Origin of the sequence: Paraburkholderia sediminicola (genome assembly GCF_046026855.1) — a bacterium.
Taxonomy (GTDB): domain Bacteria; phylum Pseudomonadota; class Gammaproteobacteria; order Burkholderiales; family Burkholderiaceae; genus Paraburkholderia; species Paraburkholderia sediminicola_A.
Genome location: NZ_JAQQET010000052.1, coordinates 13,837 through 36,804 on the forward strand (window position 1 = coordinate 13,837; position 22,968 = coordinate 36,804).

The 22,968-nt window shown below is 62.6% G+C and carries 19 protein-coding genes; 8 read left to right on the forward strand and 11 right to left on the reverse strand.

The annotated features are described in order from the left end of the window. Positions 1-50 precede the first annotated feature (50 nt). Complete coding sequence (locus PQR40_RS36735; RefSeq protein WP_408511088.1) at positions 51-1,490, reverse strand: aldehyde dehydrogenase family protein; 1,440 nt, start codon at positions 1,488-1,490, stop codon at positions 51-53. Between the two features lie 273 nt (positions 1,491-1,763). Between PQR40_RS36735 and ppa the strand changes: the two genes are divergently transcribed. Next, positions 1,764-2,291, forward strand: coding sequence for an inorganic diphosphatase (ppa, locus tag PQR40_RS36740; RefSeq protein ID WP_408332870.1), 528 nt, complete (start codon positions 1,764-1,766; stop codon positions 2,289-2,291). Positions 2,292-2,608: 317 nt separating this feature from the next. After that, positions 2,609-4,714 (forward strand): FUSC family protein, encoded by a 2,106-nt coding sequence (locus tag PQR40_RS36745; RefSeq protein ID WP_408511089.1) that lies wholly within the window; start codon positions 2,609-2,611, stop codon positions 4,712-4,714. A 115-nt stretch (positions 4,715-4,829) separates the two neighbouring features. Here PQR40_RS36745 and PQR40_RS36750 read toward each other — a convergent pair whose 3' ends face one another. Further along, positions 4,830-5,162 carry a GIY-YIG nuclease family protein gene (locus PQR40_RS36750; RefSeq protein WP_408332865.1) on the reverse strand — a complete coding sequence of 111 codons (333 nt, stop codon included), beginning with the start codon at positions 5,160-5,162 and terminating at the stop codon, positions 4,830-4,832. Positions 5,163-5,172: 10 nt separating this feature from the next. Then, positions 5,173-6,342 (reverse strand): GNAT family N-acetyltransferase, encoded by a 1,170-nt coding sequence (locus PQR40_RS36755; RefSeq protein ID WP_408332862.1) that lies wholly within the window; start codon positions 6,340-6,342, stop codon positions 5,173-5,175. Between the two features lie 130 nt (positions 6,343-6,472). Between PQR40_RS36755 and PQR40_RS36760 the strand changes: the two genes are divergently transcribed. Together PQR40_RS36760 and glnK are read left to right on the forward strand one after the other, a co-directional pair. Continuing rightward, positions 6,473-8,161, forward strand: a complete 1,689-nt coding sequence (locus PQR40_RS36760) for an NAD+ synthase (protein WP_408238452.1) — start codon at positions 6,473-6,475, stop codon at positions 8,159-8,161. A gap of 169 nt (positions 8,162-8,330) precedes the next feature. Next, complete coding sequence (glnK, locus tag PQR40_RS36765) at positions 8,331-8,669, forward strand: P-II family nitrogen regulator (protein WP_006048444.1); 339 nt, start codon at positions 8,331-8,333, stop codon at positions 8,667-8,669. Between the two features lie 239 nt (positions 8,670-8,908). On the opposite strand, the gene PQR40_RS36770 is transcribed toward glnK, so the two are convergent. From PQR40_RS36770 to PQR40_RS36790, 5 genes are all read right to left on the reverse strand, one after another. After that, the gene (locus tag PQR40_RS36770; RefSeq protein ID WP_408511090.1) at positions 8,909-10,063 is read right to left on the reverse strand and encodes a porin; all 1,155 of its coding nucleotides are present in this window, start codon (positions 10,061-10,063) and stop codon (positions 8,909-8,911) included. Positions 10,064-10,655: 592 nt separating this feature from the next. Next, entirely contained in the window at positions 10,656-11,435 is a 780-nt protein-coding gene (locus PQR40_RS36775; RefSeq protein ID WP_408219276.1) for an ABC transporter ATP-binding protein, read from the reverse strand. Between the two features lie 49 nt (positions 11,436-11,484). After that, complete coding sequence (locus PQR40_RS36780) at positions 11,485-12,198, reverse strand: ABC transporter permease (RefSeq protein ID WP_408511091.1); 714 nt, start codon at positions 12,196-12,198, stop codon at positions 11,485-11,487. Continuing rightward, a complete protein-coding gene (locus PQR40_RS36785; RefSeq protein WP_408332854.1) occupies positions 12,195-12,884 on the reverse strand; it encodes an ABC transporter permease in 690 nt (229 codons plus the stop codon). The genes PQR40_RS36780 and PQR40_RS36785 overlap by 4 nt, the downstream gene beginning before the upstream one ends. A gap of 266 nt (positions 12,885-13,150) precedes the next feature. Continuing rightward, a complete protein-coding gene (locus PQR40_RS36790; protein WP_408511092.1) occupies positions 13,151-13,927 on the reverse strand; it encodes an ABC transporter substrate-binding protein in 777 nt (258 codons plus the stop codon). A 579-nt stretch (positions 13,928-14,506) separates the two neighbouring features. Between PQR40_RS36790 and PQR40_RS36795 the strand changes: the two genes are divergently transcribed. Continuing rightward, positions 14,507-15,217 carry a pirin family protein gene (locus PQR40_RS36795; RefSeq protein ID WP_408511093.1) on the forward strand — a complete coding sequence of 237 codons (711 nt, stop codon included), beginning with the start codon at positions 14,507-14,509 and terminating at the stop codon, positions 15,215-15,217. A 205-nt stretch (positions 15,218-15,422) separates the two neighbouring features. On the opposite strand, the gene PQR40_RS36800 is transcribed toward PQR40_RS36795, so the two are convergent. Then, positions 15,423-15,959, reverse strand: a complete 537-nt coding sequence (locus tag PQR40_RS36800; RefSeq protein ID WP_408511094.1) for a Spy/CpxP family protein refolding chaperone — start codon at positions 15,957-15,959, stop codon at positions 15,423-15,425. Positions 15,960-16,179: 220 nt separating this feature from the next. Here PQR40_RS36800 and PQR40_RS36805 point away from each other — a divergent pair, with 220 nt between their 5' ends. Together PQR40_RS36805 and PQR40_RS36810 are read left to right on the forward strand one after the other, a co-directional pair. Next, complete coding sequence (locus tag PQR40_RS36805; protein WP_054035058.1) at positions 16,180-16,905, forward strand: response regulator; 726 nt, start codon at positions 16,180-16,182, stop codon at positions 16,903-16,905. Continuing rightward, positions 16,889-18,205 carry an ATP-binding protein gene (locus PQR40_RS36810; protein ID WP_408511095.1) on the forward strand — a complete coding sequence of 439 codons (1,317 nt, stop codon included), beginning with the start codon at positions 16,889-16,891 and terminating at the stop codon, positions 18,203-18,205. Before PQR40_RS36805 ends, PQR40_RS36810 begins: the two co-directional genes overlap by 17 nt. Before the next feature lie 102 nt (positions 18,206-18,307). On the opposite strand, the gene PQR40_RS36815 is transcribed toward PQR40_RS36810, so the two are convergent. Both PQR40_RS36815 and PQR40_RS36820 read right to left on the reverse strand, forming a co-directional pair. Further along, positions 18,308-18,574: a hypothetical protein gene (locus tag PQR40_RS36815; RefSeq protein WP_408238476.1), complete on the reverse strand. Its 267-nt coding sequence runs from the start codon at positions 18,572-18,574 to the stop codon at positions 18,308-18,310. Positions 18,575-18,770: 196 nt separating this feature from the next. Further along, positions 18,771-20,462 carry a sensor domain-containing diguanylate cyclase gene (locus tag PQR40_RS36820; RefSeq protein ID WP_408238479.1) on the reverse strand — a complete coding sequence of 564 codons (1,692 nt, stop codon included), beginning with the start codon at positions 20,460-20,462 and terminating at the stop codon, positions 18,771-18,773. A 722-nt stretch (positions 20,463-21,184) separates the two neighbouring features. Between PQR40_RS36820 and PQR40_RS36825 the strand changes: the two genes are divergently transcribed. Next, positions 21,185-22,936 (forward strand): ABC transporter permease, encoded by a 1,752-nt coding sequence (locus tag PQR40_RS36825; RefSeq protein WP_408511096.1) that lies wholly within the window; start codon positions 21,185-21,187, stop codon positions 22,934-22,936. Positions 22,937-22,968: the final 32 nt, after the last annotated feature.

Sequence of the window (22,968 nt, forward strand, 5' to 3'; positions counted from 1 at the left end):
TTGCTGTCTGCTGTTCTCTGCTGCGAATGGGAGTGCCTGACTAACCCGGCCTAACCGTGACGGATCGCGATGGTCTTCAACACCGTGAAGCCATACAGCGCTTCGAAACCCTTTTCGCGTCCATGGCCGGAGTGCTTTACGCCGCCGAACGGCAATTCGACGCCGCCACCGGCACCATAGTTGTTGATGAACACCTGACCAGAGCGCAGGCGCCGCGCGAGGCGCATCTGACGGGCGCCGTCGCGCGTCCAGATGCCCGCGACCAGGCCGTACTGCGTGCCGTTGGCGAGCGCTAGCGCCTCGTCTTCGTCGATGAACGACATGGCCGCGAGGACCGGGCCGAACACTTCGTCGCGCGCGAGGCGGTGGTTTGCCGGCACGTCGCGCAGCAGTGTGGGCGCCTGATAGAAGCCGCTTTCCGGCGCTTCGGGAATCACTTCGCCGTGGGCCGCCATCGGAATGCCGTCGTGTTGCGCATCGGAGAGGAAGTCCCATACGCGCTGTTGCTGCTTCGCGCTGATCAGCGGACCGCAGTCGAGATCGGCATGCGACGGTCCGACCCGCAGCGCGTGGAAGGCGCCGCTCAGACGGTCGAGCAGCGGCTCGTAAATTGCCCGGTCGATCAGCACGCGGCTGCCCGCCGAGCAGGTTTGCCCGGCGTTCTGCACGATCGCCGACACCAGCACGGGCAACGCCGCGTCGAGATCCGCGTCGGCGAAAACGATCTGCGGCGATTTGCCGCCCAGTTCGAGCGTGACCGGCACGTGGTTCTCGGCGGCCATCTGCGTCACGAGTTTGCCGGTTTCGGGCGAGCCGGTGAACGAGATGTGATCGATGCCGGGATGGCGCGCGAGTGCCGCGCCTGCTTCGTGTCCAAACCCGGTGACGATATTCAGCGCGCCGGCTGGCAAACCCGCCTCGGCCGCCAGTTCGGCGACGCGCAACACTGACAGGCACGCGTCTTCCGCCGGCTTGACGACGCACGCATTGCCGGTGGCGAGCGCCGCGCCGACGCTGCGGCCGAAGATCTGCATCGGATAGTTCCACGGCACGATATGACCGGTCACGCCGTGCGGCTCACGGATCGTCAGTACCGTGTAGCCGGCCTGATAGGGCAGCGTTTCGCCGTGCAGTTTGTCCGCTGCGCCGGCGTAAAACTCGAAGTAGCGGGCCAGCGCCGCCGAATCGGCGCGCGCCTGTTTGAGCGGCTTGCCGGTGTCGCGGGCTTCGATCTGGGCGAGTTCTTCCTGGTGGGCGGCCACCAGCATCGAGAGCCGGTACAGTACGCGGCCGCGTTCGGCGGCGCTTGCCTCACCCCATGCGCCTTCGAAGGCGCGGCGGGCGGCGTGAACGGCGGCGTCGATATCCGCCGCGGTGCCGCGAGCCAGCCGGGTGAACGGCTGGCCGTCCGAGGGGTCGAGCACAGCGATCGTCTCGCCGCCTGATGCAGCGGACCATTCGCCGCCGATGAAATGCCGGGCTTCTTCCATGCATGCTCCTTGAGGTGTCGCGCAATCGATGTCCAGGCCGCGATTCAAGCCGATGTCCGGATGCGCGGTGTTCACAAACGAGAGGCACAATCGAGAGACGCCAGACGATTATCGCGCTGATCCAACCAGAGGTGCCATCGGCCGATTGGCTATAATGGCGTATTCCGCACTGTCCGGCCGCGGCACTTCGTCCTGGCGAGTTTCACGATTCACGCCGATCGAACTCACGCGCCGCACGCCGTGTTCCGAATTCCATCTGATCAGAGAGCGCTCATGAGCTTCAATCACGTCCCCGCAGGCAAAGACCTTCCGCAAGATTTCAACGTCATCATCGAAATCCCGGCGCAAAGCGATCCGGTGAAGTACGAAGCTGATAAGGAAACGGGCCTGCTCCACGTCGACCGTTTCATCGGCACGGGCATGCGCTATCCGGCGAATTACGGCTACATTCCGCAAACGCTGTCGGGCGACGGCGATCCGGTCGACGTGCTGGTGATCACGCCGTTCCCGCTGCTGGCTGGCTCGGTGGTCCGCGCCCGCGCGCTCGGCATGCTGCAAATGACCGACGAATCGGGCGTCGACGCCAAGCTGATCGCCGTCGCGCATGACAAGGTCTGCCCGATGACCGCTGATCTCAAGTCGATCGACGACGTTCCGGCATACCTGAAAGACCAGATCAAGCACTTCTTCGAGCAATACAAGGCGCTGGAAAAGGGTAAGTGGGTGAAGGTCGAGGGTTGGGCGGGCATCGAGGCCGCGCACAAGGAAATCACCGAAGGCGTGGCGAACTTCAAGAAGTAAGCTGCGTTGCACCCGGTGTTCGATAAAAACCGCGCGAGCCTGCAAGGGCCGCGCGGTTTTTTCATGGGTGGCGTTTTCAGAGAGTCCACTCCGCGTTCAATGCGTATTTGCCGGCCATCTCCCATTTGCCTATCTATCCGCCAGGGCGCCCACTCGTTCCAGCGCATAGACACAACGCATCGACAGGGTGAAGCGAAGGAATTTTTATATCTCCGCGTTAACCCTTATCATTCGGCGGCTGCAGCAGGTTTCCTGCCGTCGGCGTATTAATGCGCTGAGGCAGCGCCAATGTGCGTTTTTGGGAGCCCACTGTCCGGATGCTGAATCGCAAGTCCAACCCTTCGTCGCCGCGCTGGTCGAGCCGCCTGTACGCGGGCCTGTACGCGCTCGTCACCGCGATCTACCGCAGACGGCCGGTGTGGATGGTGTCGTTTTCGACAAGCGAGGCCAATCTGTCGGAAGGGCTGAGAGCCGCCTGCGCGTCCACCGCGATGCTGGTGCTTGGCAATCTGCTGCACGACCCGGTCTTCGCATGGGCGGCGATCGGCGCTTTCTGGACCTGTCTCGCCGACGCGGCCGGCTCGAACCGCGCGCGCTTCGCCTCGATGATGGGCTTTGCATTGCTGTCGACCGTGTGCGGTGGCGTGACCGCCTTTGCGTCAGGCGCAGGGACCGTGTTCGCAGCGCTTGCCATTCTGATATTCACAACGCTCGGCGGGTTCGGCAGGATCTGGGGGGCCGCGACATCGCAGGTGACGATTCTCGCCGCGACCGCCTGCGTCGTGATGGTCGACCGGCCGATGCGCGAGGTTCGGGAAGGCATGGCGTTTCTCGGCATCTACCTGGCCGGATGCCTGTTTGCCGTCGTGCTGAGCCTGACCGTCTGGCGCATTCATCCGTTCGGCACGAGCCGCGCTTCGCTGCGTGCGGTGTACTTGCGCCTGGCCGACATCGCGTTCGACAGCGCGCGCCTGCTCGAGCAGCGCGCAGCCCCTGGACAGTGGGCCACGCATGCCGCGAAGTTTCGCGCCGATGCGCGGGCAACGCTTGAGCGCTCGCGCAAGGCGCTGGCGAACGTGCCGGACTCGAGAACGGCCGGCCGGGAAACCTATGACAATCTCCTCGCCTTGCTAACCGAAAGTGAAGCGCTCTTTGCGTATCTGATTGCGGTCACGGGTGCTTGCGAAAAACCCCCGGAAGACGCACGTCACGTCAGACGCGCGGCTCGTCTGTTGACCGGGATAGGCGAGGTGCTGCGCAGAATCGGCGCGGCCACTAACGAAGCGCAATGGAATCGTCTCGCTGATCTGCAACGCCGTTTGCGTCGCCTTGCAAGGCGGCTCGAATCTGCGTTGATGGAACCCGTGACACTCAAGTCGGACTTCGAACTGGTCGATTTCGCGCCGACGTATGCTGAGCCGCTGAAATGGTCGGACAGTGCCGCCAGATTGCTGACGCGCACGTGGTCGACCCTCAAGGCGAACCTCTCGGTGCAGTCGGTCGGCTTGCGCCACGCTGCCCGTGTGGGCGTCACGACGACGGCGGGTTTTCTGGTCATACGGGCGCTCGGGCTTCCCTTCGGCTATTGGGCCACCATGGCGACGCTGCTGATCCTGCAACCGTCCATTGCCGCGACCTGGCCGAGGAGTATCGAGCGCGCTGCCGGGAGCATCGTCGGGGGCGTGCTGGCGGCCGCCATCGGCTACGCGATCCATTCGCCGCTCGGCATTTCATTGGCGGTCTTTCCGCTGGTGGTGGCCACGATGGCGCTGCGTCCCGTCAGCTACAGCCTGTTCGTTCTGTTCCTGACCCCGACCTTTGTGCTCGTGGCCGACTTTGCGACGCCCGGCGCCAGCGAATTCGTCTACGCGCTCACGCGGCTCGGCAACAATGTGCTCGGCTGTGTATTGGCGCTGCTGGCAACGTTCTATCTGTGGCCGACGCGGGAAAAAGTCGACTATCGCGCCTATCTGAGCGAGGCGGTGCGGGCGAATCTTGGCTATCTGAGGGCGGCACTGGAGTCACCGGACCGAAGCGGGAAGGATATGGAACGCTTGCGCCGAGCCGCCGGTTTGGGCAGCAATAATGCTGAGGAGGCAATCGGCCGCATTCGACTCGAAAAACTCGAGGACTCGATGGTCGACACGGTGACGCTGACCGTGCTGAGCGTGTCGCGAAAAATGGCGGGAACGGCGACCCAACTGCGCTTGAGTACGAACCGGCGCGGTATGCACGATGAGCTTGGCGCGTGGCTTGCCGCCACGAGTGCCGACATCGAGGCGGCCTTGAATCGAACCCTGCGGCCGATACGGCGCGATCTGCCTGCGCGAGAGCGGCTGACGTCGTTAGAAGCGGATGCAGTGGGGGAAGTCGCGCTGATGCATCGGCTGCTGACTGAGCGGATGCGGGAGGCGAGGGGCTAGGTGGTGCGGGTCAGCGTATCCAGCCGCCTGGCTGCGCGCAGTTGCACCGCGAACGCATTAAAGGAAACGAATGCGTGAGCGGAGGCCAACTCGCCAGGAGGAAGCCAAAGTGCTGTCAGGACGCGCCGGTTTCTTCTTCCGCTTCCTCGTCGGCAGCAGGCACAGGCTCAGGCACAGGCTCAGGCAGCACCGACTCGAGCGTACGCAGCCCCCCGGCCAGCGCCCGCTTTTCGGACGGCGACAAACGCTTGACCCAATACTCCGCACTTGACGCACTCGAACGATTCGCTAACTCGAACGACGCCAACACCTGCACCGGCTTGCGTGAACGCGTATAGCGCGCGCCCTCGCCGCTCATGTGTTTGTCGAAGCGCGCCTGCACGTCGGTCGCAATGCCGGTATAGACGCTGCCGTCCGAGCATTCGAGCAGATACAGAAACCACGCCATGGATACGCTTTTAGCCTTTGAACGGGTTATGTTCGCGCAGCTCGCCCACATACGCGTGGATGCTGTTCTTTTCGTTGTCGAGGAAGTGGCCGACCGCATCGGCGAAGGCCGGATGCGCGAGCCAATGCGCCGAGCGCGTCACAGTCGGTAAAAACCCACGCGCCATTTTATGCTCGCCCTGCGCGCCGCCTTCGAATGCGCCGAGCTTTTCCTCGATGCAGAATTCGAGCGGCTGATAGTACGCGGTTTCGAAGTGCAGGCAGGGCACATGTTCGAGCGCACCCCAATAGCGGCCGTACAGCGTGCCGCCGGTTTTCTCGTCGCGCTGATAGACCACGAGCGAACTGGCGATCGGCTTACCTTCGTATTCGGCGATCACCAGCAGCAGATTTTCCGGCATCGACGCGCCGATCATCCGGAAGAAATCGAGGTTCAGATACGGACTCGAAAAGTGCTCGCGGTAGGTTTGCCGATAACACTTGCTGAAGAATCGCCAATCGGCGTCCTGGATATCTTCGCCGCGAATCCGCCGCATCGTCACGCCGGCCTCCTGAACCTTGCGGCGCTCCGCGCGGATGTTCTTGCGCTTCTTCTGTTCGAGCGTGGAGAGGAAATCGTCGAAGTCGCGATAGCCGTCGTTCAGCCAGTGGAATTGCACGCCTTCGCGCTGCATCATGCCCATGTCGGTCAGCGCGGCGCCTTCCGTTGCGGTCGGAAAGAGCACGTGCAGCGACGACACGTCGGCTTGCTCGGCGAACGCCATCAGCGTTGCCGCCAGATGCCGGAGAGCATGCGTATCCGCCGACAACAGCCGGTTGCCTTGCACCGGTGTGAACGGCACGGCGCACAGCAGCTTCGGGTAATACGGCAGGCCGTTGCGTTTGTACGCATCGGCCCAGGCCCAATCGAAGACGTATTCGCCGTACGAGTGTCCCTTCAGATACACGGGCGCGGCCGCCACGAGCTTGTCGGTGCGTGGGTCGGTGAGCGTGACGAATTGCGGCACCCAGCCGGTATCGGCGACCGCGCATCGGGTCGCGTGCAGCGCGCTCAAAAACTCGTGCCGCAGAAACGGCGTGGGTTGAGATTGCTGCGCGAGGAGGGCATTCCATTCCGCGGCGTCTACCTCGGAGGGTGACGCCAGAATGCCCGTGCGATAATCAAAGCGTTCCTGGTTCAATCTGTGTGACTGTTCCCAATGAGCGACCCATGCGTGGTGCGATGCGTCGTTCGTTTATCCGATGTCCGTTGCCGTCGAGCTAACCAGCCGCGGTACTCGCAAGCTGTCTGGCTTGCCTGTCGATCCTGCCATGAAGACCCGAATCGCTCTTGCTCAAATCAATGTCACCGTCGGCGACTTCGCCGGCAATGTCGCGAAGATTGTCGCTGCCGCGCGCGCTGCGCACAACGATGGTGCGAAGCTGCTGATCGCGCCTGAACTCGCGCTGTCCGGCTATCCGCCCGAAGATCTGTTGCTGCGCCCCGCGTTCTACACCGCAAGTGCGGCGGCGCTCGCCGATCTGGCTACGCAACTGAAGCCCTTCGCCGGCTTGCATGTGATCGTCGGCCATCCGCTGCGCGATGCGGCGCACGGCCATGGTAATGCAAACGCGCCGATCGAGCGCGGCGTCCCGCCGGTCGATACCTTCAACGCGGCCTCGCTGATCGTGGACGGGGAAGTGGCCGGCACCTATCGCAAGCAGGATTTGCCCAATGCCGAGGTGTTCGACGAGAAGCGCTACTTCGCTTCCGACCCGAAGCCGTTCGTGTTCGAACTGGACGGCGTGAAGTACGGCGTGGTGATTTGCGAGGACGCTTGGCACGCGTCGGCTGCGCAAATGGCGAAGGCGGCGGGCGCGCAAGTGCTGCTGATTCCGAACGGCTCGCCGTATCACCTGAACAAGGAAGCGGTGCGCTTCGACATTCTGCGTGCGCGGATTCGCGAGACCGGCTTGCCCATGGTCTACGTGAACATGGTCGGCGCGCAGGACGAACTGGTGTTCGACGGCGGCTCGTTCGTGCTCGATGAAAAGGGCGCACTGGTCGCGAAGATGGCGCAGTTCGAGGAAGGCAACGCGATTGTCGAGTTCGATGCTGGCAAGCCGGTGCCCACGGCGATCGCGCCGGAGCTCTCGCTCGAAGCGCAGGTGTACGCCGCGCTCGTGATGGGTGTGCGCGACTACATCAACAAGAACGGTTTCCCGGGCGCGCTGATCGGCCTGTCGGGCGGCGTGGATTCGGCGCTGGTGTTGGCCATTGCGTGCGACGCGCTGGGCGCGGATCGTGTGCGCGCGGTGATGATGCCGTCGCGTTATACCGCGGACATTTCAACCACCGACGCCGCCGAGATGGCACGCCGCGTCGGCGTACGCTACGACGAAATCGCGATCGCGCCGATGTTCGACGCGTTCCGTGGCTCGCTGGCCGAAGAATTCGCGGGCCGCGCCGAAGACGCCACGGAAGAAAACATTCAGGCTCGCATTCGCGGCACCTTGCTGATGGCGTTGTCGAACAAGTTCGGTTCGATCGTGCTGACCACCGGCAACAAGAGCGAGATGGCGGTGGGCTACTGCACGCTCTACGGCGACATGGCCGGCGGCTTCGCGGTGATCAAGGACATCGCCAAGACGCTGGTCTACAAGCTGTGCCATTACCGCAACCAGGCCACCACCTTCGGCAAGCAGGATGTGATCCCTGAGCGGATTCTGACGCGCGCGCCGTCGGCCGAACTGCGCGATAACCAGACCGATCAGGACAGCTTGCCGCCGTACGAAGTGCTCGACGCGATCATGCGCATGTATATGGAGGAGGACCGCTCGCTGGCGGAAATCATCGCGGCGGGCTACGCGGTCGACGACGTGAAACGCGTTACGCGCCTCATCAAGATCAACGAGTACAAACGCCGTCAGGCGCCGATCGGCATTCGCGTCACGCATCGCGCGTTTGGTCGCGACTGGCGGTATCCGATTACGTCGCGCTACACCGAACCGGTTCAGTGAGAAGCGAACGGCTGCTGCGGACTTACCCGAAGCAGCCCGGAAGCGCGCGTCGGATCGCCGGACCGCCGGATTGCCGGACCGCGCGGATCGCCGCAACGCATCCGGCGCGGCGTAGAATAAAAATCATCCATTTCCCTTTCAACCTTCCAATCACGAGACGAGGTCCGCCATGAAGCGCATCACTGCAGTCATCAAACCGTTCAAACTCGACGAAGTGCGCGAGGCGCTCGCTGAAGTCGGCCTCACGGGGTTGACCGTTACTGAAGTCAAAGGCTTCGGCCGGCAAAAAGGCCACACTGAGCTCTATCGTGGTGCAGAGTATGTGGTCGACTTCCTGCCGAAAGTGAAGATCGAAGTGGTTGTCGCGGACAACCAGTGCGATCAGGTGATCGACGCGATCATCGGCGCGGCGCGTACCGGCAAGATCGGCGACGGCAAGATTTTCGTCGCGGACGTTGAGCGCGTGATCCGGATTCGTACGGGCGAGGAAAACGAAGCCGCGGTTTGAGCGGTGCGACCCGCACTGTTAAAACACAGAGTTAAAGCGCTGGTATTGGCACCCGCGCAACGCGCGCACCGATCAGGTGCGCCGGGGCGGTGGCAAAACCGCGCGCACAAATAAAAAACGGTGCGATACCCTTTCGGACATCGCACCGATACGCGCCTCTCGCAGCAGCGTGAAAAAGATTCTCTTGGAGAACTCGTTACTACGCCCCGAAGGAAGTCCCCCCGGGGCACACCGTTCGATTAGAACGAGTGTTGAATACCTGCATACACACCCGACTGGCTGTGACCCGGCAGCGGGTTGTCCGTTGCGGTGGACGTGCCGGCATTGTCAGCATTCAGGCCGAAGTTAGCATTCTTGCTGTTGCGTGCCGTAGCGATCTGGATATCCAGCAGCGTGCGCTTGGACAGGTTGTACGAGCCGCCGATCGTGTAGATCGTCGCATTGCCTGCACCATTGTTGCCGTTGACGTGATAGACCGCTGCGATCAGCGCTGCAGCCGGCGTTGCTTGCCACGTCACGCCGCCCCATTCGTGATCGAGCGTGGTCGGCTGGCCTGGCAGAACGCCCGTCGCACCTGCCGAACGGACAGCCTGGTATGCGCCCTGAATCTTGAACTGGCCGAGGAACACGTTCACGAGAGCCGAGTATTCGCGCGATGCCGCGAAGATGCCGGTGGAGATGTTAGCCGCATTGGCCGAAGTGGCAGCAGCCGGACCGTACAGGACGCCGTTGCCCGGGTTGCGAATTTCGTCATACAGGCCGCGAACCTGGAACAGCGAGTTCGTGTAAGTGACCTGTGCGCCAGCTTCGCGACCTTGAGCGGTCGTGCCGTTGCCGTTCCAGTTCGTTGCATTCGACAGGGCATATTGACCGTAGAAGTCAAAGCCTGCGACTTTCGGCGACTGGTACGAAATGTTGTTGCTCGATTGCGGCCAGTTGCGGCCACGCACCAGCGACGCCGACGACCAGTTCGACTGACCGAACGGATCGAAGTCCCACACGCCATTCGAGATGAAGAGTTCGCGACCCAACAGCAGCGTACCGAATGCGTCGTTCGACATACCGACCGTCGCCCAACGATTGAAGAGACCGCCGCCGCCAGGGCCCGTGCCGTTCATCGTGTTGAAGGAGCCTTCCAACTGGAACAGGACCTTGTTACCGCCACCGATGTCCTCAACGCCCTTCATACCCCACAGGCTGGTACCCCAGTCGCCGCTTTCTGCCTTGAAACGGTTCGTGCTGCCAGTTGCCTGACCATTTGCACCGACGCCTTGCGGAACGCCCGACATGTATTCCAGGCCAGCGTCAAGGCGGCCGTACAGCGTCACGCTGCTTTGGGCGTGAGCAACTACACCGGCTGTCATTAGCGCAGCGGCGAGCAAAGCTTTCTTCATCTTCTCCTCCATACCCTGTCAAAAAGTGAAACCCAGTACTGCGAATGGTGTTCGGACGCAAGCGCGCCGAACAGAAATCGGTACCAGGGAGATTAGCGGGTGGATTGGGTCTCCTGCCGTGACGGATAGCCTCAACGGGCTATTCTTTGCGTCATGCCGATCCCTCGCCGACCGGTTCTCCTCTGTTGCTTTGAAGTGAAACTACTTTTAATGAACTTTGTTTTGCTACTTTGGTTACTAATTTATCAAAAATACCCCTGACTGGGAGAAGAAATTAGTACCGGCCTGGGCTGGTGTCTCCAAATTGCAATACGAATGTGCGCGAGGAAGCGTTGCAACGTCCCCAAAAAGCCGGGAAACCCTTATGCCGTAAGGGAATCACGGATTGGGACGAGCAGCGTTAAGGATTGCCACTATTGACGCTTCAAATGCGGCAGAGTAAGGCGGGGAGAGGGCGGCTTGGGCGTGGTTCAAGCGCATTTTCGAGGCCAGAACGGCCGGAATGCACAGGTGAGCGAAGTAAAAAAGGCGCTCGTAAGCGCCTTGTAATACTACTTTGACTACAACCCAAATACCAGGCTGTACGACAGTCTTATTTGAGGCTGCCAGAGAGGAACTGCTTGAGCCGTTCGCTCTTCGTGTTCCTGAAGACTTCGTCCGGGTGGCCTTCTTCTTCGACGCGGCCTTGATGCAGGAACATCACGTGATTCGACACGTTGCGCGCGAACGCCATCTCATGGGTGACGACGATCATCGTGCGGCCTTCTTCGGCGAGCGTCTGCATGACCTTGAGTACTTCGCCGACCAGTTCGGGATCGAGTGCGGAAGTCGGTTCGTCGAACAGCATGACGTCCGGATGCATGGCCAGCGCGCGCGCGATCGCGACACGTTGCTGCTGGCCGCCCGACAGATGCGACGGGTACTGCTTTTCCAGGCGCGGTGCGAGGCCCACTTTCTCCAGATATTCACGCGCGCGCTCTTCGGCCTCCTTGCGCTTCAGACCCAGCACGTTGACCGGTGCCTCGATGATGTTCTCGAGGACGTTCATGTGCGACCACAGGTTGAAGTGCTGGAACACCATCGACAGTCTGGTGCGCACGCGCTGCAACTGCTTCGGATCGGACACGCGCAAGGCGCCATTCCTGGCGATCTGCGTGCGGACTTCTTCGCCGTCGACAAAGATGCGCCCGGAGTTCGGCTGTTCGAGGAAGTTGATGCAGCGGAGCATCGTGCTCTTGCCCGAGCCGGACGAGCCGATCACGCTGATTACGTCGCCGGCGTTGGCCTTCAGCGACACGCCCTTGAGGACTTCGTTGTCGCCGTACTGTTTGTGAAGCTCGTCAACGAAGAGCTTTTGCTTCTTGGTGTTCATCGGGATCCTTGGCGGGCTTACTTGCTTGGGGGCGCAGTGCCCTTTTTAATTACTTGCCTTGCGGCCGCAGGTAAGCGAGCCAGCGACGCTCCGCGCGGCGGAACAGCCACACGAGCGCAAAAGAAATCAACAGATAGAGCAGGGCGGCGAGGCCGAATGCATTGAACGACTGATACGTAGCCGAGTTCACGTCGCGCGCGATCTTGAGGATGTCCGGCACAGTCGCGGTGAACGCGACGGTGGTGGCGTGCAGCATCAGGATCACTTCATTGCTGTAGTACGGCAACGCGCGGCGCAGCGCCGACGGCAGAATCACGCGCCGGTACAGCGTGAACGACGACATGCCATACGCGCGCGCCGCTTCGATCTCACCATAAGGCGTGGCCTTGATCGCACCCGCGAAAATTTCGGTGGTGTACGCGCAGGTGTTCAGCGTGAACGCGAGCAGCGTGCAATGCATGCCGTCGCGGAAGAACGCGTTGGTCAGCTCGTGATTGCGGATGATCTCGAGGCTGTACAGGCCGGTGTAGCAGAGCAGCAGTTGCACGTAGAGCGGCGTGCCGCGAAAGATATACGTATACAGCCACACCAGGCTGGCCAGCCACTTCTTCTTCGACACGCGCGCGACCGCGAGGGGGATCGACAGGCAGAAGCCGAGTCCGATCGACACCACCAGCAGCCACAGCGTGATCACGACGCCGGTGAGGCGGTAGCCGTCGCTATAAAGATAGTTGCGCCAGTATTCCTGAATGATCTCGATCATAGATCCGCCTTTCGTACGCCGGTCGAGTAACGCTTTTCGAGGTACATCAGCACGAAGTTGGACACTGTGGTGATGACGAGATAGATCGCCCCTGCGAGCAGGGTGAAGAAGAAGAATCGCAACGTGCCCTTGCCCGCATCCTGCGAGGCCTTGACCACATCCGCGAGACCGATGATCGACACCAGCGCGGTGGCTTTCACCATCACCTGCCAGTTATTGCCGATGCCAGGCAGCGCGAAGCGCATCATCTGCGGGAACATGATTCGCGAGAACACCTGCCAGCTGCTCATGCCGTAGGCCGAGCCCGCTTCGAGCTGGCCGCGCGGCACCGCGAGAAACGCGCCGCGGAACGTCTCGGTGAAGTACGCGCCGTAGATGAAGCCCAGCACCGCGACTCCGGCCACGAACGGGTCGATGTCGATCTGGTCCCAGCCGAGCAGGTCGGTCAGGTTATTCAGCCAGATCTGGATGCTGTAGAACAGCAGCAGCATCAGCACCAGGTCGGGCACGCCGCGCACGAGCGTCGTGTAGATAGTGCCGACACTATAGGTCAAGCGATTCTTCGACAGTTTCGCCGCCGCGCCGAGCAGGCCCAGCACAAAAGCGAACGCCAGCGACAACACCGCCAGTTTGACGGTTTGCCAGGTGCCGTTAAGAAGCAGCGGGCCGTAGCCTTGAAGGAACATATGGGGTCCTTGACGATACGCGTGTGACGTACCGCGAAAGACGCGGCCAGCTCTGCACCGCGTTTGCCGCGAGCCTGAGCTCGCCGTTTCCTGCGGCGCACAGCGCACCGCTGTGCAAATCATGACTGCATGACCGTTGCCGGTCTTGCAGCGCGCTTTTCGACTCTCGTTCTGAATCGGGGTTGAAGCTGTTTTTGAATCTCTTGCGACTGTATTACGAAGCCTCGGGAAAGCCCATGCGGGCGAGCCCCGAGTTCGTGACCATCTCAATAACCCGGATAAATATCGACGTCGAAGTACTGCTTCTCGAGTTTCCTGAACGTACCGTCCTGGTGCACCTGCGCCAACGCCTGGTTGAACATCGTTTTCAGCTCGACGTCGTCCTTGCGCAGGCCGATGGCCGTGCCTTCACCGATGGTCTTGGGGTCTTTCACTTCCGGGCCGGCCCAGGCGAAGCCTTTGCCGCGCGGCGTCTTCAGGAACCCGGCGTCGGCTTGCAATTCGTCCTGCAACGCAGCGTCGAGACGCCCCGACGCGATGTCGGCGTACACCTGATCCTGATTCTGGTAGGACACCACGGTCACGCCTTTGGGCTGCCAATACGCCTTAGCGTAGGCCTCCTGAGTCGAGCCCTGCTCGACGCCGACATGCTTGCCCTTCAGCGACTCGGCCGTGGGCAGCAGCGGGGAGCCGGCTTTGGCGATCATGCGGGCCGGCGCGTCAAACAGCTTGTCGGAGAAATCGATCTGCTCGCGGCGCTTGTCCGTGACAGTCAGCGACGACACGATTGCGTCGAACTTCTTGCCCTTCAATGCCGGGATGATCCCGTCCAGATCCTGCTCGACCCACACGCACTTGACGTTCATTTTGGCGCACAGCGCTTTCGTCAAATCGACGTCGAAGCCGACGACCTGGCCGCTTGCCGCCGTCGATTCGAACGGCGGATAGCTGGCGTCCACCCCGATGCGCACGGTTTTCCATTCTTTCGCCATTGCGCTGGTGGCCATGACGGCAAGCGCCACGCACAGTGCGGCCTTCTTCATGTTTCTCCTGGATCAAACTGATCGTCGTGGTGTGCCGATCTCGACGACCGCCGGCTCATGGCCGACCGTCGCTATTCTAGGCGGTCAAAATTGTCGCGCCGCGTATGGGGTTCGCTTCGGTCCCGCCGGTGTCTTTTCGACGCTTTCGAGGGAAATTGGCAGGCGCTGAAACCGGTGGCTGCCCCCTCTCGGCCCGGTTGCCGGGGCCGCCGGCGCACCTTGAGCGCCCACGCGTCTCGAAAAGGGCGGTATTTTACCCGAACAGGGGCTGCGCGCCAGTGCCGGACGCCGCTGCCTGCCGGTGGCCGGGTGCATGCGTTGTGGATGCGCGACGTTGCCGGGTCGCGGTCCGGTTGCGCTTGGCACGCGCCCATTCGCGCTCGTTCAGGCTGATGATCGACAAACAGGTGGCCGGTGTTGCGAGAACGGCCGCCAGCAGCCGGTCTGGCAGTACCGCGCGCCCGACCGGCGCCCGATTGCACGGATTTATGAAACGATCCGGTGCGCTGTTGCCGATTGTTTAGCGTGCTTCGCGCCCATACATTCTGAGCATCGCTATTTACTCTCCGGGAGATCCCCATGATCGAGATTCGCCGTTCCGACGAACGCGGCCACGCCAATCACGGCTGGCTCGACTCGTATCACAGCTTTTCGTTTGCTGACTACCGCGACCCGCAACATGTGCATTTCGGACCGCTGCGGGTGATCAACGAAGACCGCATCGCCGGCGGCCAGGGCTTTGGCACGCACGGCCATCGCGACATGGAAATCGTCACGTACGTGCTGGAAGGCGCGCTCGCGCACCGCGACAGCATGGGCAACGGTTCGACCATCCGTCCCGGCGACGTGCAGCGCATGAGCGCCGGCACGGGCGTGCAGCACAGCGAGTTCAATGCATCGCAGGACGAGGCGGCGCACCTGCTGCAGATCTGGGTGATCCCGCAACGTGCGGGCGACCAGCCCGGCTATGAGGAAAAGCGCTTCGACGATGCCGATAAGCGCGGGCGTCTACGCGTGATCGCCTCGCCTGACGGCCGGGACGGCTCCGTTACGATTCATGCGGATGCCTCGATCTACGCCGCGCTGATCGACGGCGCGGAACAGGCTGCGTTCGCGTTGCCGAAAGGCCGGCTGGCGTATGTGCACGTGGCGCGCGGAGCGCTGACCGTGAACGGCGAGGCGCTCCAGGCCGGCGACGCCGCCAGGCTCAGTGAGACTGATCTGGTGACGCTCGAAAAGGGCGAGAACGCCGAAGTGCTGCTGTTCGACCTCGGTCCGCTCAACGGATAAGCGCGGCGAAGTGCCCGTTACCGGCCGTTCATGCATCCGCCGATGGTTGGCGGGTGCCGGGTGCTACCGGTAGTTGCTGGCGCAACGAAGCCCCCAGCCTGAAGCGCAAGCTGTACGCAAACAAAAACGCCACGGAAGACCTTCCGTGGCGTTTTTGCATTCGGACGACGGCCGCGCAGGCCGCCTTCCGCCTGCGTCGTACCGCTTACTGATTCGCAGCCGGCGCCGACGCCGCGCCCTTGCGATGTTCCCAGCGCTCGCGCATCTTCTCGTGACGCGCTTCCATCTTCGCAAAACGCTGCTTCAGCGCGGTGCTGACGGTAGTCTTCTGCTGGTCGTTCAAGCCGTTATAGAACTTGAGCCACGCGTCTGTGGTTTGCTGACGCAGTTGTGCGTCTTTCTGCTCAACTTGCTGGTGCGCGGCGGCCATGGCGTTCAGATCCAGGATCGGCTGCTGCTGCGCGGCCTTCATCTGGTTCTTGATCTGTTCATGGTTGGCGCGCATGGCTTCGTGGTTCTGCTTCATCGTGTCGAGCGCGGCTTGCCATTGCTTTTCCTGATCCGCGTTCAGCTTCAACTGGTCATGCAGTTGCGTCAGTTCCTTCATGAAGTGGCCATGCCAGCCGCCGGGGCCGCCGGGGCCGCCGTGACCGGCGGGTTGTGCGGCATAGGCAGCGCCCGCGCCGATGGCGAGTGCAGTGGCGGCAACGGCGAGAACGCGCGACATTTTTTTGGTGGACATGTAAGACTCCCTGTAATGGAATAGCCGACGATGCAACCGCTGATAAAGGACGGCGTGCATTCGGTAAGTCACAGCGTAGAGAACTGCGCCCGGCGCTGTGTTACGTGGGTTAATGCGGCTGTTACGGGCCATTACGTACGCCTTTCACCGTAACACCCGGTAACCCTTGCGGGCCGTCTGAAATCGAAAACCCTTCCTGCTGCGCGTTAAACTTCATGCCATGGCTACTCAAATACTTGTTGTTGACGACGACGTCGAATTGCGTGATCTGCTGCGCGACTATCTGGCCCGTCAGGGCATCGAAGTCTCGGTGCTGCACGACGCGGGCACGCTCGAGCGCAGACTCGAACGCGAGCGTCCGGATCTGATCGTGCTCGACCTGATGATGCCCGGCGTAGACGGGCTGACCGCGCTGCGTAAGCTGCGCGCGTCGGGCGACGACATCCCCGTCATCATGCTCACCGCACGGGCTGACGACGTCGACCGGATCGTCGGGTTGGAGCTCGGCGCGGACGACTATCTCGGCAAGCCGTTCAACCCGCGCGAGCTGTTGGCGCGCGTGCAGGCGGTGCTGCGGCGCCGCCGCACGCTGCCGTCGGCGGCGGCGCCCGAGCAGCGCGAGCCGTTCAACTTCGGCCGCTTCACGCTGGATTTCCAGTCGCGCACGCTGCATCTCGAAGACAAGCCGCTCACGCTGTCGGGCAGCGAATTCGCGCTCCTGAAGATTTTTGTCAATCACCCCATGCGCACGCTCACACGTGAGCGCCTGCTCGAACTGCTGCATGGGCCGGAATACGACGGCACCGACCGCGGTATCGATGTACAGGTGTGGCGTTTGCGTCGCATTCTCGAAACCGACCCGTCCACGCCGCGCTTCATTCAAACGGTGCGTGGACGCGGCTACGTGTTCGTGCCGGATGGCGAACAGCATGCGCCGGCCCATTGATTCGCTTTTCGGGCGCCTCGCGCTGCTAGTCATTGCGGTGCTGCTGCTGTCGCATTTCGCGTGGTACGCGCTGATGCGGCTCGAGCGCAGCCAGCTGCAAACGCGCTACGCAGTCGAGGAAGCCACCTTCCTCGTCGACGCGGTGCGCCAGCACGTCGCCCGTACGCCGGATCAGCCCTTGCCGTCACGCGTCAGGCTGGTCGATCCGGCGAGCGCTGACGTGCCGCCGGATATCACCACACTGCCGCCGCCGCTCGAACGTTTCATTGAGGACGTGCGCGATCGCATGCCCGCCGGCACTTTAGTGCGGGTCGGCCAGCCAGGCCGTCCACCCACGCTGTGGGTGCGCGCCACTACGGATCGCAGCTGGATCGTGGTGCCGGTGCAGCCATTGCGCCCACCGCGTTCGCTCGATCGCACGGTACTGTGGCTCGCGATCATTTTCTCGTTCGCGGTGATGGCGGCGCTCTTTGCCGCGTGGGCGTTGCAGCAACCGTTGCGCTCGCTCGCCCAGGCGGTGGCGCGCTTCGGCCGCGGCTTGCCCGTGCCGCCGGTGCCCGAACGCGGTCCGCGCGAGTTGCGGCAGTTGACGCACGGCTTTAACCAGATGGTTCAGGAAGTGGCGCGTACTGAAAACGACCGGGCCGTGATGCTGGCCGGCGTCGCGCACGACCTGAAAACGCCGTTGGCGCGCTTGCGGCTGCGTGCCGAAATGATGGAAGAAGTGAAGATGCGCGACGGCGTCGTGCGCGACGTCGATTCGATGACGCATATCGTCGAACAGTTTCTGGTGTTCGCGCACGACGGCGCCGATCGCAGCGAAGCGGTCGAAGTGGACGCGCAGTGCGAGCGCGTGGTCCGCAGTTACCGTGCGGTTGCTGCTGGTGCGCCCACCGTGCGGACCGAGCTCAACGCGGGGCCCGGTTTCCTGCTGCCGGCGGCGACGCTCGACCGGATCCTGTCGAACCTGTTGGACAACGCGCATGCCTACGGCGCACCGCCGATCGTCGTTGCCACGGCGCGCACAGCGCAGGGTTTCACCCTCACGGTGAGCGACAACGGCAGCGGTATCGCCGCGCAGGACCTGATCAATGCCAGCCGGCCGTTCGTCCGGCTCGACCCGGCACGTGGCGGCAACGGCCATAGCGGGTTGGGGCTCGCGATCGTCGAGCGTCTGGTGCGGCGTGCGGGCGGGGAGTGGGAGATTGGCAACCACGGCGGCCGTGGCTTGCGGGTCTTGATGAGCTTTCCGTTCGAAGTGGTGCCGCGTGTCCTGGCAATCTCGGAAAGCGTCTGGTAGGTTGAGCGGGGCAAGGGCGGCAGGCGCCGGCCCCGCTATATCCATACTGCAATGCGACGTCCGAACGCAATGTTCGGAACGCGGCGTCCGGCAATCGTTGCGCTAGTCTGAAAACAGCGTGTTCAACGCATTCGCCGCGTCACTATCCACGGTATTCCACGTCACCGTTTCGGCTTCAAAGATGTAGTGCGTGGTGTATTTGCCAAGACGCGCGAGTATCTCTTCCTGAATCAGTTCCGGCGCGACAGCCAGTTTCAGATACCACGCGGTCGACGACAAGCGCGTCTGGAACGCGCCGTATTCGGCCAGCAGATGGTCGAATGCGTCAGCATCGTGATCGCGACAGACGATGACCAAATTTCCCTTCATGCGAATCTCCCGTTAGTGCGGTAGCGGCAACCTCAATGTCAGGGTTGATGATACCTGCTTCGTTACGGGACGCCCGAGGCTGTGACTTGCTTTGCGTCAGTTACCTGACTCACCGGGGCACTGACGGCACTGAGGCGGGAATGGGTTTCCGGCGGTGACCGGCGTACTGCCTGGTGTCGCCAGGCATCGCCAGGTGTCACCAGGCGGTGGCCACCGTTCGCGCGGGCGGTGCGGTGTCGTCGGGCGGAAGCGCTTCGGTGCGGTCGCGGCCGCCTGTCTTTGCCGCGTAAAGCGCGGTGTCGGCGCGGCTCATGATGCGTTCGGGCAGATCGTCGGACGAGAGTTCGGTGATGCCGATGCTCACGCTCAAGCCCACCGAGACTGGCAACTTCGGCGAAGGAACCGCCTTCAGACGCAGACGCAGGCGTTCGACGACTTCGCGGCCGCCGGCCAGGTCCGTGGCCGGCAGCAGCAAGCCGAACTCTTCGCCGCCCAGCCGGCCAACCGCATCGGAGCCGCGCAGTTCGGCGCGGCAGGTGTCGACGAAATGTTCGAGCGCGCGGTCGCCGGCGGCGTGGCCGAAGCGGTCGTTGATCTGCTTGAAGTGGTCGAGGTCGGCGATTGCCATGCACAGCGGCTCGTTGGCCGTATGCGCATGTTCGATCTCGCGGCGCAGCAGATCGAGGAAGTAGCGCCGCGACAGCGCGCCGGTCAACGCGTCATGGCGCGCCTCGGCCGAGAGCAGGGTGTTGGCCGATTGCAATTGCTCCGCAAGATCGCGCGTGGCGCGATGGTGGCGCCGCTCGCGCACGTACGACACGGTGATCACCCACGCGAGCGCGACGGTGCCGGCCAGCGTCAGAAACACCAGCAGATGATCGCGCTTGTGATTGCGCAGCAGTTCGGGCCAGGCCGCGAGCGGATCGACCAGATGCGCTGACAGCCCCGAATTCAAGCCGCTGCGTGCCTGATATAGCGCTGGCGCCGGTTGCTCGCTCATGCCGAACAGTTGTCCGGCGACGCTTGCGGGCACCCAGGGTGCCTGTTCACGCACTTGCGGGTCGACCTGAATCCGTATGTCGGGGAGGATTTCGCGGCGATAGATGGTCACGCGTTCGGTTGTGCTCATCTGCGCGACGCGCGAGTTCGGCAGCGCGTGGCCTTCGAGTTCGCTGTTGTGCGCCATGATGATGACGCCGTTCTCATCGGCGACGAAGGTACCTGCATGCGCGACCCAGTGGCGCAGTCGCGCGATCCCCACCTTGGCCACCACCACACCGACTAGCAGGCCGTCGGCGTACACCGGCGCCGCGATGAAAATGCCAGGCTCGCCGGTATTGCGGCCGACGCCATAGGCTTCCGAAAACGCGCCGAGCAGAGCATTCGTCAGGTAACCGCGCGTGCGCATGTCGACGCCGACGAAGGAGTGTTCCGCGCCGAGCGGGTGATTGATGGAGTTGCTCGAAGCGACGCAGATGCCGTTGGCGTTGACGAGCCAGACCTGGTCGAGCCCGGAGAAGCCTTGCGCGTCGTGCAGGAAATCACTCACGGCGCTCATCTGCGGGTCTTTTAACAACGCGGCGCGTAAGGCGGGTTCCGCCGCTGCGCTGTTCGCGGCATAATTCTGGGATTGCACCAGCGCGTGCTGGATCACGTCCATTTCGGCCATGGTTGCGGGGATGGCCCGGGACATCGCGAGGTCGCTGGCGATCACCTCCGCCATGTTGTCGACGATCGACGTGGACATTTGCCGCTGCGTGCGCAAGGCCGCGTCCAGCTCTTGCTGTACCATCCGGTCCGCGACCATGCCAGCCACGAACCAGCAAACGAGCACGATCAGCACGAAGCTGATCGGTCCGGTTGCCTGGCGCAAGGTTGTCCTGTTCATCGACCCTCTGATTCGTCTGGCTGTGACATGCAACTAGCTCATTCGTGGCAGCGCGCTGGCGCTGTTTCGCCCCTGCGGAAGCGGCCGGCGATACGCCCTCGGTGTGGGCCGCGCGGTGGTCTGGCATAACCGCGAAGAGATGTGCCGTCTCTTGATTTTAACCGTCATGGGGCTTGATGCCACCGTTATTGCGGGAATGCGAAGTGCGCCCGCCGCGTCCATCCGATTCTTAACGGCAACGTGTCAGCTTTCTGAATGGCAGCGCGGGTTTTCCGGGTGTTTGAAACGCGACCCGGGCCGCGATCACGATGGCGGGAAAAGTGGCTGGCGCACGGGAGTCGATGACTCGTGCATCACCGCTGGCTGGGGCTGGCGAAGGCCATTGCCGGGGCGTTCAGCGCTATTTGCCACTAATTGCCGCGAAAGGTTGTGCCTGAAACATAGGATGGTGTAGTGTCGTGCCGTCCAAAACAAGGAAAGCCCGCCAGCCTTCGGGCGGCGCCTGCGGCGACAGGAGCCCGGCTTGCCGGTTGCGGTCCCGGGCAGCTCGCCCACGGACACATCCGTCACCGGTCCACGTGTCTCCAACGCTAACGATTTACCGCGCACACGCGTTTTGCCATGCCTGATTTCCGCTTTCCGGACCAAATTTCAGACCGCCGCGCCGAAGCCGCGGCCCCCTTGGTGCGTTTGAATGCCTGTATGAAGAGGGAGAGCGTCTGATGGATTTCAGCTTCAACCTGAAGCGCACCGCCAATGCATCGGCATGGCGGGTGCTGCCCAATCGTTGGGACTTCGTCGCCTTTCCGCTGATCATCTGCATCATCGCAATGGCCGCGATCGGCTTCCACGAGACCCTGGCGCCGATGTCGACGCTCAAGACTCAAGCGATTTCGCTCGATCCGTCGAATTTGCCCGAATACGCCATGCGCACCACGCTGCGCATGCTGGCGGCAATGGTCGCTTCGCTGACCTTCACGCTGGTGTACGGCACGCTGGCTGCCAAGAGCCGCCGCGCCGGCCTCGTGCTGGTGCCAATTCTCGACATCCTGCAGTCGGTGCCGGTGCTCGGCTACATTTCGTTTACGGTTACGTTCTTCCTCGCGTTGTTTCCGGGCCGTGTGCTCGGCGCCGAGCTCGCGGCGATCTTCGCGATCTTCACGAGCCAGGCGTGGAACATGACGTTCAGCTTCTACCAGTCGCTGCGCACGGTGCCGCGTGATCTGGACGAAGTCTCGCGCGGCTTTCATCTGACTTCATGGCAGCGCTTCTGGAAACTCGAAGTGCCGTTCTCAATGCCGGGCCTCATCTGGAACATGATGATGTCGATGTCGGGCGGCTGGTTCTTCGTGGTCGCGTCGGAAGCCATCACGGTCGGCAACAATACGATCACGCTGCCGGGTATCGGCGCCTACCTTGCGCAGGCGATCTCCGATAAGAACCTGCATGCGGTCGGGTGGGTGATCCTTGCCATGACGGTCGTGATTCTCGCCTACGACCAGTTTCTGTTTCGCCCGCTGGTCGCATGGGCCGACAAATTCCGCATGGAAACCACCAGCTCGGGCAATGCGCCGGAGTCGTGGCTGCTCGACCTGATCCGCCGCACCCGGTTGATTCACCGCTTGCTGGTGCCGCTCGGCTGGCTGTTTGCGAAAGCCGCGCGTATGCCGTTCCGGTTGCCGGTATTCCATGGCCCGCGCTTCCATATTCCACAGCGCGAAAAGTCCTCGCGTCTCGGAGACATCACCTGGGCGATTCTGGTGCTAGTCACCACGGTCTATGTGGTGTTCCGCGTGATCACCTACGTGCGAACCGGCGTGTCGCTCGACGAAGTCTGGCATGTGTTCGTGCTCGGGCTCATCACGCTGCTGCGGGTGGTGCTGCTGATCGCAATCGCCTCGGTGATCTGGGTGCCGATCGGTGTGCTGATCGGGCTGCGGCCGGCGCTGGCGGAGAAGATGCAGCCGATCGCGCAGTTCCTCGCGGCGTTCCCGGCGAACCTGCTGTTCCCGGTGTTCGTGATCGCCATCGTGCGCTTTCATCTGAACCCGGATATCTGGCTGTCGCCGCTGATCGTGCTCGGCACCCAGTGGTATATCCTGTTCAACGTGATTGCCGGCGCGAGTTCGTATCCGAACGACTACCGCGAGGCGGCCAAGAACTTCCACATTCGCGGCTGGCAATGGTGGCGTCAGATCATGCTGCCGGGCATTTTTCCGTACTACGTCACGGGCGCGATCACCGCCTCGGGCGGTGCGTGGAACGCGAGTATCGTCGCGGAATTCGTCCAGTGGGGCGACACCAAGGTCGCCGCGCATGGCCTCGGCGCCTATATCGCGCAGACCACTGCGGCGGGCGACTATCCGAAGATCATTCTGGGCATCGCCGTGATGTCCCTGTTCGTGACCCTGTTCAACCGCCTGCTGTGGCGTCCGATGTACGCCTATGCCGAAGCCAAGCTCCGGCTAGACTGAGCGCCCCCGAACCTGACGCTTCGCGCCAGGCC